This window comes from Tardiphaga sp. OK246, from assembly GCF_900188215.1.
In the GTDB taxonomy this organism is placed as follows: Bacteria; Pseudomonadota; Alphaproteobacteria; order Rhizobiales; family Xanthobacteraceae; genus Tardiphaga; species Tardiphaga robiniae.
Genome location: NZ_FZOX01000003.1, coordinates 353,536 through 371,748 on the forward strand (window position 1 = coordinate 353,536; position 18,213 = coordinate 371,748).

Below are 18,213 nucleotides of genomic sequence, written 5' to 3' on the forward strand. Positions count from 1 at the left end.
AAGGTCGGCCCGCGCCTAGCTGTCGTCCGAACGAACCGACGACGGATGCCGGCACAACGGTGTCACGCTGACGCGCATGAAGGGGAAGAGCGGCAATGTCGACAGAATGTCGTGCAGCGCCTCATTGCTCGCCACATCGAAAATGCTGACATTGGCGTAACGTCCGGCGACCCGCCAGAGATGGCGCCACTCGCCTGTCTTTTGCAGTTCCTGCGCGCGTTCACGCTCGGTCTTTTTCAGTTGCTCGACCACGTCCGGGGCGAGACCCGGCGGGATCTGAACGTCCATTTCCACCTGAAAAAGCATCGATCAAACTCCTGTTGTTGCGCCGGCCGGTTGAGCGCGTGGCGCGTAACCATCGCGGCGGAAGAATGCGACGCGATCCATGTCCAGCTCGACGCCGATGCCGGGCGCCGTCGGCACCTGCAATACAAAGTCGCCATAGCGCAGCGGCGTTGCGAGAATCTCCTCGGTCAGAAGCAGCGGACCGAACAGTTCGGTGCCCCATGCGAGCTTCGGCAGCACGGAGAACACCTGGGCCGACGCCGCGGTGCCGACACCGCCTTCCAGCATCGTGCCGCCATACAGGCCGATGCCTGCAGCGTCGCCGATCACAGCCATCTTCACGGCATCGTACAGACCACCTGCCTGGTTGATCTTCAGAGCGAACACGTCAGCAGCGCCCCGCGAAGCAACATCGAAAGCATCGGTCGTGCCATGCAGTGCCTCATCCGCCATGATGGGGACGGCATAGCGACCGCTGAGGCGGGCCTGTGCCCCGCGATTGTCACGCGACAAAGGCTGCTCGATGAGGTCCACGCCGGCCGCCTCTAAGGCGGGAATGCCGCGGCGTGCGTCGGGCTCGCTCCAGGCCTGGTTGACGTCGACCCGCACGCTGGCGCGATCTCCGAGGGCGCGCTTGATGGCCGCCACATGCGCCACGTCGTCGTCCACGGACCGCAGGCCGATCTTGAGCTTGAAAATATTATGCCGGCGCGCGTCGAGCATCCGCTCGGCTTCCTCGATGTCGCGTATGGTGTCGCCGCTGGCCAGCGTCCAGGCCACCGGCAACGTGTCGTGCTGGCGTCCGCCGAGCAGCTCCGACACTGGCAGGCCCAGGCGCTTGCCGAGCGCGTCCAGCAGCGCCGTCTCCACTGCGCATTTGGCGAAGCGGTTGCCCTTCACCCGTCGCTTCACGTCGGCCATGAGCGCGGCGACGCGTGACGCATCCATGCCGATGATGGCCGGAGCGATATAGGTATCCACGGTCAGCTTGATGCCCTCGGGACTCTCCTCGCCGTAGCTAAGGCCGCCGATGGTCGTGCCCTCGCCGATTCCGATCGTTCCGTCGGAGCAGCGGATGATGACCAGGACCAGGGTCTGGCTGTTCATCGTATGCATCGACAACCGATGGGGGCGGATCGTCGGCACATCGACCAGGATGGTCTCGACCTGGTCGACGCGGACTGCCACGCTGGTGCTCATGAGGGGCATCTTCCTGTTGTCCATGGATGGGGCCTTGAACGGATCGCCGCTACCTTCCCGGCGACCCGTTGCTTTGCCATCTGCCGCTGCGCTACTTCTTGATGAGCGGGCAGCGTGACGCCGATAGCGGCTGGAACGCGTCGTCGCCGGAGGCGGTCGCCAGCAGCTTGTAGTCATCCCAGCGCGCCTTCGATTCCGACGGCTTTTTCACTTCGAACAGGTACATGTCGTGCACCATGCGGCCGTCCTCGCGAATCCGGCCGTTCTTGGCGAACATGTCGTTGATCGGCGTGTCCTTCATGACCTTCATCACGGCCGCTGAATCGGTGGTGCCTGCCTTCTTCACCGCGTTCAGGTAGGTCGTCACGGACGAATAGACGCCCGCCTGCGCCGATGTCGGCGCGCGCTTGGTCCGCTCCATGAAACGCTTCGCGAATGCGCGCGTTTCGTCGTTGAGATCCCAATAGAACGCTTCGGCCAGCAACAGGCCCTGCGCGGTTTCAAGTCCGACGCTGTCGATGTCAGAAATGAAGGCCAGCAAGGGCGACAGCTTCTGTCCGGACTGGGTCAGGCCGAACTCGGCGGCCTGCTTGATCGCATTGATGGTATCGCCGCCCGCATTGGCCAGGCCGATCACGCTGGCCTTGGTGCTCTGCGCCTGGAGCAAAAACGACGAAAAATCCGAGGTGTTGATCGGGTGCTTCACATTGCCGACAACCTTGCCGCCCGCCTTGGTAACGACGTTCGAGGTGTCGCGCTCCAGCTCCTGGCCGAATGCGTAGTCGGCCGTGAGGAAGAACCAGCTATTGAGGCCGCGCTTCACCGTGGCCAGGCCGGTGACGCTGGCCAGCGCGTAGGTGTCGTAGGTGTAGTGGACGATGTAGGGACCGCACGCCTCGTTGGTCAGCCTGACCGCGCCGGGACCATTGAACATGATGATCTTGCCGCGCGTCCTGGCCATTTCCGCCGCAGCCAGCGCCGTGGCGGAGCCAGCTACATCGACGATGGCCTCGACACCCTGGTTGTCGAACATCTCACGGGTGAAATTCGCGGCCAGATCGGACTTGTTGAGATGGTCGGCGACCACGATCTGGACCTTGCGCCCGAGAACCTCGCCACCGAAATCCTCAATGGCCATCTTGGCTGCGGTCTCGCTGCCCGGCCCCGTAATGTCGGCAAACAGGCCGGACATGTCGAGGACGGCGCCCAGCTTCAGCGGCGCGGTGTTCTGCGCCATGGCAGCCGAAGTGGTGACGAGCATGACGGATGCCGTCAGACCTGAAAGTAGCTTCTTCACATCATTCTCCATCAGCGCCCTCAGCATGAGCGCTCGTCTATCGCTTGATATTCGTTAGTGATCGATCGCCGTATGTGTCAGACGTCTGTCGTCACTGGCTGCCGCGAATGCCTGCCGTCTCGACGATCTGCTTCCATTTGGCGCTTTCCTGCGCCAGATGCGCAGCAAGTTCCTGGGGCGACGACGCGATGACGCGCCCGCTGACATCGGCGAAACGCTTCTGCACGTCGGGATCTGCCAGAACCTTGCGGATATCGCCGCTGATGCGCTCCGCCAGCGCCGGCGGCATCTGGCCCGGACCGAAAATGGCCCACCAGTTGGCGAGCTCGAAGCCCGGCAGACCGGATTCGCTGATCGTCGGCACGTCAGGCAGTGCGGCGATGCGCTCCTTGGTGGTGACGGCAATGGCGCGAAGACTGCCACCCTGCACCTGCGGAAGCGCCGTCGAGGCGTTATCGAACATCAGGTCGATCCGGCCGGCCATCAGATCTGTCAGCGCCGGCGATGAACCGCGATAGGGAACGTGGGTCATCTCGACCTTGGCCTGCTGCCGGAAAACTTCCGCCGCCAGATGCAGAGAGGAACCGACGCCGGCGGAGCCATAGGTGGCGCCGCCCGATGCCGCCTTTTCTTTCGCAAAGGCGATCAGATCCTTGATGTTCTTGATCGACGACGAAGGCGGCACAAGCACCACGTTCGGCGTCTCGAGCGCCAACGTCAGCGGTGTCAGATCCTTCACGGGATCGTAAGGCATCGACTTGAAAAGCCACGGATTGACGGCCACGGCGATCGACGCGAGCACCAGCGTGTAGCCATCGGGAGCGCTCTTGGCGGCAGCGTTGATGCCGATATTCGATCCGGCCCCGCCCCTGTTCTCGACGACGACCTGCTGGCCCCAGGTCTGGCTCAGCTTTTCCGCAATCGTGCGGCCGATGATGTCGGCGGCCCCGCCGGCGGCGAAGGGAACGATCAACTGGACCGGCTTGGTCGGATATTCCTGCGCCGTCGCACGGTTTGCGCCCATGGCGATGCAGCAAGCCGCCACCGCGGCGTGGGTCGCCCGGGCAAATAAGGTGCGTCGTGACAGCATGAAAGAGCCTCCCAGTCGGTTCTTATGTTTCGACGGCCGCACAAAAGCGTGCCGGCCAGGTCCGATATTGACAAACACTGGCACAGGACGCGTGATAGGCCAACACAGTCAAAACTATAGATGCGATAGAAGATTGTAATCGGATATGGATCCCAGACGTCTCGGCTATTTTCTGGCAATCGCCACCCACAAGCGCATGGCGAAGGCTGCAGAAGCCCTCGGCGTCGCCCAGCCAACGCTGTCGCAGCAGATTCGCGCCCTCGAGCAGGACCTCGGCACCGTTCTGTTCAACCGGACGCCCCAGGGCATGCAACTGACCGAGACAGGACATGCACTGCGCGAGCATGCACAACGCCTGATGGTTCAGACTGAAGCGGCGCGCACCGCAATCGCCGAGCTGGAGGGCGGCATGGCCGGCACGCTTCGTGTCGGCGTCATCTACACCTACAGCACGACATTCCTGCCGAAGATCATCGGCAGCTTCGGCGAGAAATATCCTGACGTTCGGCTCAGTGTGGAGGTCGGCTCCGCAAACGATGTCGAGCGACGCATCCTATCCGGGGACCTTGATCTCGCGATTGCTTTCGCGCCGCCGCAGCACGCGGAATTGGGCGTCGACCTGTTGTTCGAGGAACGGCTCGTCCTGGTGCTTGCGAAGTCACAAAGTCAATCACGGCAACAGTCGATCACGCTGCCTGAACTCGCCCGCCGCCCGTTGGCACTTTTGACCCCCGCCTTTGCGACCCGCCGCATTCTCGACCAGTCACTGCCGCCCGATATACAGCTCGACGTGCGCGTCGAGATGAACTCGGTCGAGGCCTTGATCGAACTCGCGAAATCGGGAGGGCTGCCGACGGTTCTTGCCGACCGAAGCCTGAACGCCCGAAAGGACCTCGCGATCATTCCGATCGGGCCTCCGTGGATACGCCGTTCCGGTGCCTTGCTGTGGGATGCCCACCGCTACCAGACAGCGGCCGCGCGCGCTTTCATGGCGATCGCCCGCAAGACGACCAAAAGCGCACAGACCACGCGCGCGTCATAGCGCACAATGGTGGACATCGGCATGGCGCGAGGAGCGCTGGCTGATGGTCCCGCGCGCGTCGATGCGATCAGGCCGCTCAGCGTCCCAAGCGAGCAATGGCTTGGCGCGACCTACCACCAGCCGGTTTGCGGCTGGCGCTGATACGGCGCGACCCTGCGGCGAGCCTGCACGGGCGCGGGGTCCGCATTCCAGCGCTGGAAGAACGAGCCAAAGCCATCGCCATCCGCATCGTCGCTGCTCGCCATGAGATCGGCAGGCGGCGTCGGTTTGCGCGTGATGAAGCCACCTTGCGGCTGGTTGCTGAGCACCACAACGAATTCGGTGCGATAGTTGGTTTCGCTGCTCAGCGGCTCGTCGGAAATAACGATCGACGACCGCGGCAGCGCAGTCGCGGCGATCCGGTCGAGCACTTCCTGCGGAATGGTGATGCGGTCGAGGGCTGCCTTCGCGCTATCGCCTTCATCGATCGAGACGGCGCTCCAGCGCAGGCCTGCGTCGTTCCGCGCCATTGCCGTAAACACATGCGTGCCGATCGGCTTGCCGGGGTCGCGGATGGTGATGGGAACTTCGATGCTTGAATCGAACACTTCGCCGCCGCCGTCCGGCGCCGGCTTGTGCGTATTGCGCCGAACGTAAAGCATCTGGGTCTCGCGGCTGATATAGATCGAGACCGGCTCGAGCGCGAGTTTCGCATCGCTCGCTGCCTTGGCGGTGGCGGCCTTTTTGGTCTCCGCGGCCTTGGCGGCGTCCTTTGCGGCGGCAGCGGCATCGAGCTTCGACGCCGTATCGGCCTTTGCGGTCTCGAATTGCGCGCCGAGTTCCGCGGCTCTGGCAGCAGCCTTCTGCTTCGCGTCCTCAGCCCGCACCTTGGCCTCATCGGTCTTTGCCGCAACGACGGCCTTGTCGGCGGATACGAGCTCAACATCGGCGCGCGCCTTCAGCGATTGCAGCTTGCGCAGGGCTGCCGGCAGCGGCTTCGTCTCGCGCGCCGAGGTCGCTGCGAGTTTCTTCGTCGCGTCCGCGGCAGCAGCGGCCTCCGCAGCCTCGCGGGCGAGCACCTCGACACGGCCCGGAGCAGCGGCGATGGCTTCCGCTTTCGGCATCAGAAGCGCCGGATGGGAGAACTCGACGGGCGCCGCGTCATTCGGCGAGATGATCACCCGCATCCCGATCCGCGTCTTGTCGAACAACCTGTCCGCGAAGCCGTAGGGCATCCGCACGCAGCCGTGCGACGCGGCATAGCCGGGCAGCGGCCCGCCATGCAGTGCGACGCCGTTCCATGTGATCCGCTGCATGTTCGGCATGGCAGCATCGTCATACATGTTGGAGCGATGGTCCTTGTTCTTCTCGAGAACGGCAAAGACGCCTGCCGGCGTCTCACGACCGGACACCCCGGTCGAGACCGGCGCACGCGTAATCCAGCCATCGGCGTCGTAGAACGTGACCTGCTGGCTCTTGATCGACACGATCGCCATCATCGGCTCGCCTGCTTCGCGCGGCGCAGTCGCCTCGACGACGCGGGCGGGACGCGCCTGCTTTGCGGCGGCTCCGGCCGCCGGAGCGGCCACCGCAATCATTGCTGCCAACACCACGACGGGAGATATCCAGTGCCGCATCCCGACGTTGGGTTGCGCCGTCGCCAATCGATTTGCCATTCAGTGCCCCGGTCAAATGCCTTCCGATCGCGAATCGTACGGGCGTTTGATTGCGATTGTATCAATTCGCCGCCGCTTCGCTTGCCCGATGTCTCGTTGACGCGGCGAGCGCGGCGAAAGTTCATTCGTAGCCGAGAAACGGCGCCGGACAAAGGTGGCTCACTGCCACACCCGGCACGTGGTCGACTACGAAATCTGGACAAAACGGCGGTTGGGGCCGGAGTTCAAAATGAGCCCAGTGCGGAGCCCATGGCAATCACGGCGGCAAGAGCGACAACCGAGCTCACGATGCCGACCATCACAATGTCGAAATAACTTTGGCGGTGTGTCAGGCCGCAGATCGCGAGCAGGCTGACGACCGCACCATTGTGAGGGAGAATATCCAGGGTGCCGGAGCCGATCACAGCTACGCGGTGCAGCAACCCGGGATCGATCCCTTCCCGCGTGGCAACGTCCATATAGGTCTGACCGAGTGCATCAAGCGCGATTGTCAGTCCGCCGGATGCCGAACCTGTCAACGCGGCGAGCAGGTTCGTGGAAACGGCCAACGACACCAGCGGGCCACCTTTAATGCCCAGCGCCCAGTCCCGCACCATGTCAAATGCAGGCAGCGCTGCGATAACAGCGCCAAAGCCAACGAGGCTCGCGACAGTCAGCGCTGGCAGCACGGATGCATTGGCCCCGGCATCCATCGTCTGTCGTAGCGCAGGCAATCGCGTCCAGTTGCAGATGACGACTGTCGCAGTCGCTCCTGCGAGCGCGACGACAACGGACCACACGCCGGCAACGGCAGATAGAGACGTGCTGCCCCAGCGCTGCTCGGCCAGGAAGGAGACATCAAGCCGGGGCAGAACAACGAGCGACATCACGAGATTGACGACGACAACGACAACCAGGGGAAGAATGGCATTGACGATAGGCACTTCCGCCTCGCTGCGATGCCCATGGGATATTTCGGCCGGATCGAATTCGCGCGCCGTCGTAGCACGCCCGCGCAAGCGCTCGTCATCGGCAGCGGCGCTGGTCGCGATCGACAATTCTTCGCCATAACCTTCATTCGCTTGTCGTGCCGCCTTCTCGGCGCGAAGCAACCACCACAGTCCAATACCCAGCATGATCAATGACGCGATCATGCCGAGGCCCGGCGCCGCGAAGGGCGTGGTGCCAAAGAAGGGCATGGGTATCGCATTCTGAATCGATGGTGTGCCCGGCAAGGCTGACATGGTGAAAGTGGACGTTCCAAGAATGACCGTCGCGGGCACGAGGCGGCGCGGAATCCCCGCCGCGCGAAACAGCGACTGGGCCATCGGAACGATCACAAAAAATGCGACGAAAAGGCTGACGCCGCCATAGGTGACCAATGCCCCCGAGAGCACCACGGCGAGGATGACCCGGCGCTCGCCAAGGCGGCGGGTGATGAAGTTCGCGACCGCGGTGACCGCACCGCTGTCGTCCATCAGCTTCCCGAATACGGCGCCGAGCAGAAAGATGGGAAAGAACTGAGCAAGAAACTGGGCTGCGCTGCCCATGAAGGTCTGCGTCCAATTGGCAAGCAATGGCTCTCTGCCGAAAGCCGCCGCAACCAGTGCGGAGAGCGGAGCAAGCAGCAGAACACTCCAGCCCCGGAAAGCCAGCCAGATGAGAAGACCAAGCCCGACGAGAATGCCGAGAAGCCCCATGACGTCAGCACTCCGCCAACAGGATGTCGAGATCGGCCGTCGAACGCTCGCCAAGATCGGCGCCATGCGCGTCGAGAAAGCCACCGGCCGCTTGCCGCCCCTCGTCGCGCAGCTTGGATAGGAAGGCCCATTCGGCGTTGAGCTTGGATGACGCAGCGAAAGTCGCGAGCAGATCGCTCTTGATCCGGTGCGTCTTCATTTGAGCCCAGCGGGCGCCCTCCCCGGTGCCGGGATCCGCCACCTGACGAAGCAGCGCAATCATCCGCAGTTCCTTGGCCAGCGGCGAGTTGAATGAAATTTCATTGAGACGATTGAGGATGTCTGCAGCCGTGCGCGGCTCCTCCAGTCGCTCGGTCGGATTGATCTGCACGACGATCGTGTCCTGCGCATCTGTCTCGCGAACAAGCGGCGTGATCGTGGGATTGCCCGCATAGCCCCCGTCCCAATAGGCTTCGCCTTCAATCTCGATCGCGCGGAACATCGTTGGCAGGCATGCCGACGCAAGCAGCACATCCGCGGTGATCTCGGCGTTACGGAAAATTCGCCCGCGACCTGTTCGTACCCGCGTGGCCGTTACGAAGAGTTTGATCGGTGCACCGGCGAGACGCTCGAAATCGATGCTCTCGGCCAGTATCTCGCGCAACGGATTGTAACCGAGCGGATTGAGATCATAAGGCGACAGAACGCGCGACATCAGATCGGCGAAGAGATAGGCCGGAGAAGTGTCGAGCGACCAGCGTCCCATGAGGCGGTCGAGGGGTGAGCGTTGAAACGGACTGAAGGCCGCCGCACGCGAGACGCGCCGCCAGTATTTGTCCAGGGCCTCGCGTGCTCCGTCGGCACCGCCGGCAGTCCAGCCGTCCGCCAGAACGGCGGCATTCATCGCTCCTGCCGATGTTCCGGATATGCCGGCAATTTGTAGCCACGACTCCTCAAGCAGCCGATCGAGGACACCCCACGTGAATGCGCCATGCGAGCCTCCGCCCTGGAGCGCCAAATCCACGAGTACCTGCCTTCGGTTCATCATGCAGCTTCTCCAACTGCCGAGACACGCTGGTGGCCAACCGTCGAGCACTTCAGAAACCACGCGCCGCAATAGACGTGGCCATCATAGACTTGGAAAGTCTGCTTCAGGTCGCCTTCGACCGAGCCCTGCGACCTCTGCGTGCTATTTGATGCCCACCTCGCGCCAAAAGCAACCTGCCGGGGCCTGGCCAGAAACATCGTGCTGGACCCGACAATCGCAGGCGGCGACCTGCAGAAGGACCTTGGCAGAGGCAAATACCAGGCCGACGCTCCGTGAATGAGGCAATGGGCGGCGCTGAAAATTTGAGCCGTACCGAGATGGCACAGCTTCGAGCAAGGGATGATTACGGCGTCAGGAGCTTGTTGTATTTCGCCACATCGCGCGTCACCAGCTGCTGCAGCACCTCCGGTGCATGCTCGTTGGCGTCGGGCGCCACGGTCGACAGATCCTGGAAACGCTTTTTCACCAGATCGCTTTCAACCGACGCGCGAGCAGCAGCGTTCAGCTTGGCGATGATCTCAGGCGGCGTGCCCTTCGGCGCGAACAGGCCATTCCAGCCCTGCGCCTCGAAGTCGGGCAGCCCTGCTTCTGCCGAGGTCGGCAAATCAGGCAGCGTCGCCAGCCGTACCGTCGAGCCGACCACGATGCCCTTCACCAGCTTGTCGTCGATGGCCTGCGAGACGGAGGCTGCAGAATCGCAGACGCCGTCGATCTGCCCGCCGATGGCATCGGTGAGCGCGGGCGCCGCGCCGCGATAGCCGACCAGCGTGACGTCGATGCCGGCGGCCTGCACGAAGCTCTTGCAGATCAGGTAATTCGACGAGCCGATCCCAGCATGGCCGAGATTGACCTTGCCGGGATTGGCTTTGGCATAGGCAATAAAGCCCTTGAGATCACTCGCCGGGAAATCCTTGCGCAGCGCCACGACGCCGAAGGTCTTGGCCACCATGCCGATGGAGGCAAAGGAGCCCGGCGTGAAGGACAGTTTTGGGTAAATCGTGTAGGTCGCCGCACTGGTGCCGGCATTGCCGATGGCGATGGTGTAGCCATCGGGCGCAGACCGCGCGGCCCGGGCCAGCGCCGTGGAGCCACCGGCGCCGACGACATTCTCGATGATGATGGTCTGGCCCAGCGTCGCCGCCATCTGCTCGGCCACCGCACGCGCGATGACGTCCGACGTACCGCCGGCCGCGAAAGGCACGATCATGGTGATGGGGCGCTTGGGATAATCATCGGCAGATGCCGAGACGCTCGTAGCCAGCACGAGCGCAAGCGTTGCGGCGAGCTTCGACAGCCGCGCCACAGCGGCGATCACGCAGCGCGCTCCAGATGCTCGACAAGACCAGCAAACAGACCGCGGCCGTCGGTGCAGCCCATGATGTCTTCGACGTGATTTTCCGGATGCGGCATCATGCCGAGCACGTTGCCCTTCTCGCTGACGATTCCGGCAATCGACGCAGCAGCGCCGTTGATGTTGTGCAGATCACCAACCTCGCCCGTCGGCGAACAATAGCGATACAGCACGCGGCCATCGCCTTCGAGGCGCTTCAGCGTTTCGGCATCGGCGGTGTAGTTACCCTCGCCGTGTGCGATCGGCACGCGGATCACCTGACCGGCATTGTAGCCGCGGGTAAACGCCGTGTCGGAACGCTCGACGCGCAGATGCACGTCGTGGCAGAGGAATTTCAGCTTGGCATTGCGCATCAGGATGCCCGGCAGCAGGCCAGACTCGCACAGGATCTGGAAGCCATTGCAGACGCCCATCACCAGGCCGCCGTCAGCCGCGAACGCCCGCACCGCATCCATCACCGGCGAGCGTGCCGCGATGGCGCCGCAGCGCAGGTAGTCACCATAGGAGAAGCCGCCGGGGACGACGACGAGATCGGTGCCCTTGGGCAGCGAGGTCTCGGCATGCCAGACCATCGTCGAGTCGTTGCCCGACGCCAGTTTGAGCGCCCGCGCCATGTCGCGTTCGCGGTTGATTCCGGGGAAGACGAGAACGGCGGATTTCATAGCGATAACCTGGCTCAGAGCACTTCGACGCGATAGTTTTCGATCACCGTATTCGCCAGCAGCTTGTCGGCTGCGGCTTTCAGCGCTTCCTCGGCTTTCGCCTTGTCGGCGCCATTCAGTTCGATGTCGAACACCTTGCCCTGCCGCACAGAGGCAATGCCATCGACGCCGAGCGATTTCAGCGCGCCTTCGATGGCCTTGCCCTGCGGGTCAAGGATGCCGTTCTTCAGGGTAACAGTTACGCGGGCTTTCACGTGATATCCTCAGCTCTTGACCAGTACCGGGCCGGTGCCCATCGGGCGTTCGTTTTCGGAGAGAATGCCGAGACGCTTGGCGACCTCGGTATAGGCCTCCAGCACGCCGCCGAGATCCCTGCGGAAACGATCCTTGTCCAGTTTCTCGTTCGACTTGATATCCCACAGCCGGCATGAGTCGGGCGAGATCTCGTCGGCGACGATGATGCGCATCATGTCGTTTTCGAACAGGCGACCGCATTCCATCTTGAAATCGACGAGGCGGATGCCGATGCCGAGGAAAAGACCGGTGAGGAAGTCGTTGACGCGGATGGCCAGCGCCATGATGTCATCGATTTCCTGCGGGGTGGCCCAGCCGAAGGCCGTGATGTGCTCTTCCGACACCATCGGGTCGTTGAGCTGGTCGTTCTTGTAATAGAACTCGATGATCGAGCGGGGCAGCTGGGTGCCTTCCTCGATGCCGAGGCGCTGCGACAGCGAACCCGCCGCCACGTTACGGACCACGACTTCCAGCGGCACGATCTCGACTTCGCGAATCAGCTGCTCGCGCATGTTGAGTCGGCGGATGAAATGGGTCGGCACGCCGATGTCGTTCAGATGCTGGAACAGGTATTCCGAAATCCGGTTATTGAGGACGCCCTTGCCCTCGATCACCTGGTGTTTCTTGGCATTGAACGCGGTCGCGTCGTCCTTGAAGTGCTGAATCAGGGTACCGGGCTCCGGGCCTTCATACAGGACCTTGCCCTTGCCTTCATAAATGCGACGTCGACGGCTCATGGGGATGTACCGGGTGTTGTTGAAATCCATGGATGTGGTGTGCTCCGAATAACGGGATCGACCCACGACGGAGCTGCCGTGAAGGCCAGGAACGGGAAGAAACAGAACGAGAACCGGGCCTAGCGGCAACCTACCCGATCGGCCCTGCCAGTACAATCGACCCGGGGCGCCCAGTGGGGGTTTACCCCAACCTCGCGCAAGCCTGGTCCGATAAGCCTCGCCCGATACCGTCTTGCCTGCGACCTTGCGGCCGATTGTTCCAACGGTATCTCGACCTTATTTAAGCTCCGAACCGGCGTTTACAACGTCGTCCTGACCGCCCAACAACCCCGACGGGAACTTTAACCATGTCATCATTCGACAAGCGCGGCGAAGCCTTCGAGAACAAGTATGCGCTCGACGAAAGCCAGAAGTTCAAGGCCGAGGCCCGCCGCAACAAGCTGCTGGGCCTGTGGGTCGCCGAGCAGCTCGGCAAGTCCGGCGACGAGGCCGCCGCCTATGCCAAGGAAGTCGTCGCAGCCGATTTCGAGGAAGCCGGCGACGGCGACGTGGTGCGCAAGGTGCTCGCCGATCTCACCGCCAAGGGCATCGCGATCACCGAGCCGCAGCTGCGCGTGAAGATGGATCAGCTGACCGCTGAGGCCGTCGCGCAGGTGAAGGCGGGCATCTGAGGTCCACAGCTTCGAGTTGCAGTGAAATATCTCGCTGCAACTCACAACGTTTCATAGAGCCGCGCATCGCATGATGGCGCGGCTCTTGTCTTTTGAAACGTTCCAGACTCGCAGAGCCTGACTCAAGATTCCGAATTGCGATGTGTAAATTCTGAAACAGAGTCGCACAGCGTGCCGATGACGGCTCGCATACGCGTGCTATAAATTGCTCAAAGTGCACGTCGATTGTTCAATCGTGTCGCGACTCACCTTGCGACTGCATCACCGAAGACACACAGGCTCGCCAATCTCGTCGCTTTAGAGCGATTCAACCTCCCATTCGAAGTTTTCATTCAAAGCTACTGCTAGATCGCCTGCGCATGTTTCTCAAACGCGAAGGCGACACAACGTGACGACGGACAACCATTGCAATCTCGACAGCAACGCGCGCAGCATCTTCAGGGTGCGCCGCGCGTATTGGTTGATCGGCGCGACGTTCCTGCTGGCTGATCTCTCCACCGACATGTCGGTCGCCAACGCACAATCGAGCACGGCACTGCCGCCGGTCACCGTCGAATCGCCCACCGAAGCGCGCCGGCCCGCACGTGCTGCGAGCACCACGCCGAGCCGCGCCCGAACGGTTGCTGCCCGGCGCAACGCCAATCCGCCGCCCGCCCCGCCGACGCCGACCGAGCGCGCGATCGCTGCTGCGGCAGCAAAATACGAACAGATCCTCGGCTATCGTGCGATGCCCGATGCGACAACCCTGCGCGGCGCGACGTCGCCGCTCAATACGGCGCAAAGCGTAGCCGTGGTGCCCGAGCAGGTGCTGAAAGATCAGCTGCCGCGCAATCTCGACGATGCGCTCATCAATGTCAGCGGCATCACCCAGACCAATACGCTCGGCGGCACCGAGGACGCCGTAATGAAGCGCGGCTTCGGCGACAACCGCGACGGTTCGGTCATGCGCAACGGCATGCCGGTGGTGCAGGGCCGCTCGCTCAATGCCGCTGTCGAGAGCGTCGAGGTGCTGAAGGGGCCGGCATCGCTATTGTACGGCATCATCGATCCCGGCGGCGTGATCAACCTGATCAGCAAGCGCCCCGACCTGTACCAGCATGGCTCGATCTCGGTGCTGGGCTCGACCTTTGGCGGCGGCAAGAACGGCAGCAGCGCCACCTTCGACATCACCGGCCCGATCGGCGATAACGGCCTCGCCTATCGCTTCATCGCCAACGGCATCGACGAAGACTACTGGCGCAATTTCGGCAAGACCAAGGAGATGCTGATTGCGCCGTCGCTGGCCTGGTATGGCGACGACACCACCGTGCAGTTCAACTACGAGCACCACGAATTCCTGTATCCGTTCGATCGCGGCACCGCGCTCAACAGCCTCACGAAGGCACCGCTGGCGATTCCGGCGACGCGCCGGCTCGACGAGCCCTATGACAACATGTGGGGCGTGTCCGACCTGACCCAGATCTCGGTCGAGCACCGCTTCAACGCCGACTGGAAAATCAACGCCGCCTACAGCTACAACGCGGAAACCTACGGCGCCAACCAGTTGCGCGTCTCGGCAGTCAACCCGACCACCGGCATCGAGACCCGCAGCAATGACGGCACCCTGGGATCACTGGCCACTTCCAGCTATGGCACCGCCTATGTGCAGGGCAGCCTGTTGCTCGGCGACCTGCGCAACGACGTGCTGTTCGGCGGCGACGCGCAGTACCGCGTGTTCTACCGCAAGGACCTGCTGCGCCAGACCCTGCCCAGCGTGTTCAACATCTACAATCCGGTCTACGGCCTGCTGCCGCCGCCCTCGCTCAGCTCGCCGTCGTCGGCGCAGGACAGCGAGCAGACCGACAAGCTGAGCACCACGGCGATGTTCTTCCAGGACACGCTGCATCTGACCAACCAGCTCGCCGTGGTCGGCGGCGTGCGCTACATGCAGTACGACCAGCTCGCCGGCAAGGGGCGCCCGTTCGTCACCAATACCAACCTCAGCGGCGGCAAGGTGCTGCCGCTCGGCGGCGTGATCTACAAGCTCACCGACCAGGTCTCGCTCTATGCCAGCTACACCCAGTCGCTGCGGCCGACCTCGTTGATCGCGGGGTTCAACACCGGCACGACCGTCGTCGCGGTCGGTTCCGACTTCGCGCCCGAGGAAGGCACGCAGTGGGAAACCGGCGTCAAGTTCGACATCAACAAGCGGCTGTCGGGCACGGTGGCGCTGTACGACATCGAGAAGAAGAACGTGCTGGTGTCGCAGCTCAACACCGCCACCGGTTTCAACGAGGCGCGCACGGCGGGCAAGGTGCGCTCGCGCGGCATCGAGGTCGACGTCACAGGCAAGATCACCGACAGCGTCAGCCTGATCGGCAGCTACGCCTATGACGACGCGCGGGTCACCGAGGATCCGCAGTTCAAAGGCAACGCCCTGCAGAACGTGGCGATGAACACCGGTTCGCTGTACATGGTCTACGACTTCGGCACCACGCTGCCGGGCCGGCTGCGCCTCGGCGCCGGCGGACATTATGTCGGCAACCGGGCCGGTGACGCCGCCAACACCTTCGTGCTTCCCTCCTACGCCGTCGCCGACGTCTTCGCCACCTACGAGACCAAGTACCAGAATTTTCCAGTGGTTTATCAGCTCAACGTCAAGAACATCTTCGACAAAGTGTACTATCCGTCCGCCGTAAGCTCGATCTTCATTGCCGTGGCCGACGCGCGTCGCGCATCGCTGTCTGCGACGCTGAAATTCTGAGGCGGATAGCTCAAGGCAACACGATGCCCCCATCACAACGAGGCAAAGGCCTGCTCCTCTGGCTGGCACTGGCGACGACGTGGCTTTGCCTCAGCGTGGCCACAAGCCGCGCCGAAGAGATCAATCTCTATTCGACGCGCGAGCCGCAACTCGTGGAGCCGGTCATCGCATCCTTCACGGCGACGACCGGGATCACGGTCAAGCTCACTTATATCGAGGACAATCTCGTCACGCGCATGAAGGCCGAGGGCGACGCCTCTCCCGCCGACGTGCTGATGACCATCGGTCTCGACAAGACCTCGCAATTCGCGGCGAATGATCTGTCGCAACCGACCACGTCTCCCCTGCTTGAGAAGGCAATCCCGCCGCAGCTGCGCGGCGCGGAGTGGATCAGCCTGTCGGTGCGCCCGCGCGTGGTCGTCGTACGCAATGACTCACCACAGGGCGCAATCCGCTATGAGGATCTCGCCGATCCCCGCTTTCGCGGCCAGCTCTGCATCCGCTCGCCCTTGCATCAGAACAATGTCGCACTGATTGCGGCCTATCTCGTGCATCACGGTGCCGATGCCACGGAGACGTGGCTCAAGGGCATCAAGGCCAATCTCGCGCATGCACCGGAAGGCAAGGACAACGACGTCATTCGCCAGCTTGCGGAAGGTCGCTGCAGTATCGGCATCGCCAACACCGTGGCGCTGGCGCAGCTGCGCGACGGCCGCGAAGGCGCGGACTGGACCGCCTGGGCGAATAAAGTGAAGACGGTGCCGACGACATTCGCGACATCAGGCACGCATGTGAACCTCACCGGCGCAGCGCTGGCGAAACATGCGCCGCATCGCGACGCTGCGCTGACATTTCTGGAATTCCTGGTGACGCCGGCCGCGCAGAAAATCTATGCCGCGGCTGAGCTAGAATATCCGGTGACGGCAGGTGCCGAGAGCGCACCGCTGGTCGCCGCGATGGGGACGTTTCCGAGCGATACGCTTGATATCGATGCGATCACTGCCAGCCAGAAGGCAGCGATTGCGCTGATCAGGAAAGTTGGCTTCGAAAAGTAAGGCCAAAGCGTGCCGTGATCTTACCCTCCCCCTTGCGGGGAGGGTGGCCGGCCCAATTCTTTCTTATTGGGCCGGTCGGGTGGGGGTGCCACAAACTCCGCCCTAGTGTGGGCACCCCCACCCCGGCTCACTTCGTTCGCCGACCCTCCCCGCCTAGCGAAGCTTCGCTTCGCGCGGGGGGAGGGTAAGAAAGATCACCGCCAGCCCATGCCGGGCGCGACGTGTTTCAGGATCGCCTCGATCACATGAGCGTTGTAGTCGACGCCCAGCTGGTTCGGCACCGTCAGCAACAACGTATCCGCCTCCGCAATCGCCTCGTCGCCCTTGAGCTGCTTGATCAGTGCATCCGGCTCTGCTGCAAAGCTGCGGCCGAAGATGGCGCGCTCGGTGCCGTGCAGGTAGCCGACCTTGTCCTCGCCCTCGTGGCCCCGGCCGAAATAAGCGCGGTCGCGGTCGTCCACCAGCGCGAAGATGCTGCGGCTGACCGAGACGCGCGGGTCGCGCGTGTGCCCTGCCGCCTTCCAGGCGTCACGATAGAGCCGGATCTGTTCGGCCTGCTGCACGTGAAAGGGCTTGCCTGATTCATCGATCTTCAGCGTCGATGACTGCAGGTTCATGCCCTGCTTCGCCGCCCATTCCGCCGTCGCATTGGTGGAGGCGCCCCACCAGATGCGCTCGCGCAGGCCTTCGCTATGCGGCTCGAGCCGCAGCAGGCCGGGCGGGTTCGGAAACATCGGATTGGGATTGGGCTGCGCAAAGCCCTTGCCTTGAAGGACGTCGAGAAACACCTCGGTATGCCGCCGCGCCATGTCGGCATCGGTTTGGCCCTCAGGGGGCGCGTAACCGAAATAGCGGTAGCCGTCGATCACCTGCTCCGGCGAGCCCCGGGAGATGCCGAGCTGCAGCCGCCCGCTTGCGATGAGATCGGCGCTCCCGGCGTCCTCCGCCATATAGAGCGGGTTCTCGTAGCGCATGTCGATCACGGCGGTGCCGATCTCGATCTTCTTGGTGCGCGCGCCGACCGCGGCCAGCAATGGAAACGGTGCGGCGAGCTGGCGCGCGAAATGATGCACCCGGAAATAGGCGCCGTCGGCGCCGAGTTCCTCGGCAGCAACGGCGAGATCGATGGACTGCAGCAGCGCATCGCCCGCCGAGCGCGTCTGTGACGAGGCCGACGGGGTCCAGTGGCCGAAGGAGAGAAAGCCGATGTTCTTCATGGGACGGGTACTCGGGGTGGGTTTGCTGACCACCTATTTAGCCGTGAATGGGAGCAAGAAAAGGAAAACCATGGAAACGCATCGTTTCCAATGATGCGACCATGTTCGCAGACTGCAGATCCGTGTCCACTTTCGCGCACCCGGCACGACGTCACACAGCCCCTCGCCCGCACCCCTTAAGCGTGCATCCTGTCACAAATCTTCTATA

The 18,213-nt window shown here is 63.0% G+C and carries 16 protein-coding genes; 4 read left to right on the forward strand and 12 right to left on the reverse strand.

What is annotated here, in order from left to right:
* Nucleotides 1-15: 15 nt before the first annotated feature.
* From catC to CHC01_RS14755, 4 genes are all read right to left on the reverse strand, one after another.
* Entirely contained in the window at nucleotides 16-306 is a 291-nt protein-coding gene (gene catC / locus CHC01_RS14740; protein WP_089265024.1) for a muconolactone Delta-isomerase, read from the reverse strand.
* A 3-nt stretch (nucleotides 307-309) separates the two neighbouring features.
* Nucleotides 310-1,485, reverse strand: coding sequence for a muconate/chloromuconate family cycloisomerase (locus CHC01_RS14745; RefSeq protein ID WP_089265670.1), 1,176 nt, complete (start codon nucleotides 1,483-1,485; stop codon nucleotides 310-312).
* A gap of 91 nt (nucleotides 1,486-1,576) precedes the next feature.
* On the reverse strand, nucleotides 1,577-2,782 hold the full coding sequence (locus tag CHC01_RS14750) for an ABC transporter substrate-binding protein (protein ID WP_089265671.1): 1,206 nt from the start codon (nucleotides 2,780-2,782) through the stop codon (nucleotides 1,577-1,579).
* A gap of 91 nt (nucleotides 2,783-2,873) precedes the next feature.
* Nucleotides 2,874-3,872 (reverse strand): Bug family tripartite tricarboxylate transporter substrate binding protein, encoded by a 999-nt coding sequence (locus tag CHC01_RS14755; RefSeq protein ID WP_089265025.1) that lies wholly within the window; start codon nucleotides 3,870-3,872, stop codon nucleotides 2,874-2,876.
* Between the two features lie 145 nt (nucleotides 3,873-4,017).
* Between CHC01_RS14755 and CHC01_RS14760 the strand changes: the two genes are divergently transcribed.
* Nucleotides 4,018-4,914, forward strand: coding sequence for a LysR substrate-binding domain-containing protein (locus CHC01_RS14760; RefSeq protein WP_089265026.1), 897 nt, complete (start codon nucleotides 4,018-4,020; stop codon nucleotides 4,912-4,914).
* A 110-nt stretch (nucleotides 4,915-5,024) separates the two neighbouring features.
* On the opposite strand, the gene CHC01_RS14765 is transcribed toward CHC01_RS14760, so the two are convergent.
* From CHC01_RS14765 to purC, 7 genes are all read right to left on the reverse strand, one after another.
* Nucleotides 5,025-6,569: a L,D-transpeptidase gene (locus CHC01_RS14765; RefSeq protein ID WP_089265027.1), complete on the reverse strand. Its 1,545-nt coding sequence runs from the start codon at nucleotides 6,567-6,569 to the stop codon at nucleotides 5,025-5,027.
* A 224-nt stretch (nucleotides 6,570-6,793) separates the two neighbouring features.
* Nucleotides 6,794-8,248, reverse strand: a complete 1,455-nt coding sequence (locus tag CHC01_RS14770; RefSeq protein WP_089265028.1) for a GntP family permease — start codon at nucleotides 8,246-8,248, stop codon at nucleotides 6,794-6,796.
* A gap of 4 nt (nucleotides 8,249-8,252) precedes the next feature.
* Nucleotides 8,253-9,272 (reverse strand): patatin-like phospholipase family protein, encoded by a 1,020-nt coding sequence (locus CHC01_RS14775; RefSeq protein ID WP_089265029.1) that lies wholly within the window; start codon nucleotides 9,270-9,272, stop codon nucleotides 8,253-8,255.
* A 346-nt stretch (nucleotides 9,273-9,618) separates the two neighbouring features.
* Nucleotides 9,619-10,578: a tripartite tricarboxylate transporter substrate-binding protein gene (locus tag CHC01_RS14785; protein ID WP_502695667.1), complete on the reverse strand. Its 960-nt coding sequence runs from the start codon at nucleotides 10,576-10,578 to the stop codon at nucleotides 9,619-9,621.
* 8 nt (nucleotides 10,579-10,586) lie between these two features.
* Nucleotides 10,587-11,288: a phosphoribosylformylglycinamidine synthase subunit PurQ gene (gene purQ / locus CHC01_RS14790; RefSeq protein ID WP_089265032.1), complete on the reverse strand. Its 702-nt coding sequence runs from the start codon at nucleotides 11,286-11,288 to the stop codon at nucleotides 10,587-10,589.
* Between the two features lie 14 nt (nucleotides 11,289-11,302).
* Nucleotides 11,303-11,542 (reverse strand): phosphoribosylformylglycinamidine synthase subunit PurS, encoded by a 240-nt coding sequence (gene purS, locus CHC01_RS14795; RefSeq protein WP_089265033.1) that lies wholly within the window; start codon nucleotides 11,540-11,542, stop codon nucleotides 11,303-11,305.
* Nucleotides 11,543-11,551: 9 nt separating this feature from the next.
* Nucleotides 11,552-12,319 carry a phosphoribosylaminoimidazolesuccinocarboxamide synthase gene (gene purC / locus CHC01_RS14800; RefSeq protein WP_170849540.1) on the reverse strand — a complete coding sequence of 256 codons (768 nt, stop codon included), beginning with the start codon at nucleotides 12,317-12,319 and terminating at the stop codon, nucleotides 11,552-11,554.
* Nucleotides 12,320-12,666: 347 nt separating this feature from the next.
* Between purC and CHC01_RS14805 the strand changes: the two genes are divergently transcribed.
* The 3 genes from CHC01_RS14805 (at nucleotide 12,667) to CHC01_RS14815 (ending at nucleotide 16,788) form a co-directional block, all read left to right on the forward strand.
* Nucleotides 12,667-12,990, forward strand: coding sequence for a DUF1476 domain-containing protein (locus CHC01_RS14805; RefSeq protein WP_089265035.1), 324 nt, complete (start codon nucleotides 12,667-12,669; stop codon nucleotides 12,988-12,990).
* A gap of 502 nt (nucleotides 12,991-13,492) precedes the next feature.
* Nucleotides 13,493-15,733: a TonB-dependent siderophore receptor gene (locus CHC01_RS14810; protein WP_089265672.1), complete on the forward strand. Its 2,241-nt coding sequence runs from the start codon at nucleotides 13,493-13,495 to the stop codon at nucleotides 15,731-15,733.
* Nucleotides 15,734-15,756: 23 nt separating this feature from the next.
* Entirely contained in the window at nucleotides 15,757-16,788 is a 1,032-nt protein-coding gene (locus CHC01_RS14815) for an extracellular solute-binding protein (protein WP_089265036.1), read from the forward strand.
* Between the two features lie 194 nt (nucleotides 16,789-16,982).
* Here the strand turns inward: CHC01_RS14815 and CHC01_RS14820 are convergent, their stop codons facing one another.
* On the reverse strand, nucleotides 16,983-18,005 hold the full coding sequence (locus CHC01_RS14820; RefSeq protein ID WP_089265037.1) for an LLM class flavin-dependent oxidoreductase: 1,023 nt from the start codon (nucleotides 18,003-18,005) through the stop codon (nucleotides 16,983-16,985).
* Between the last annotated feature and the right edge of the window lie 208 nt (nucleotides 18,006-18,213).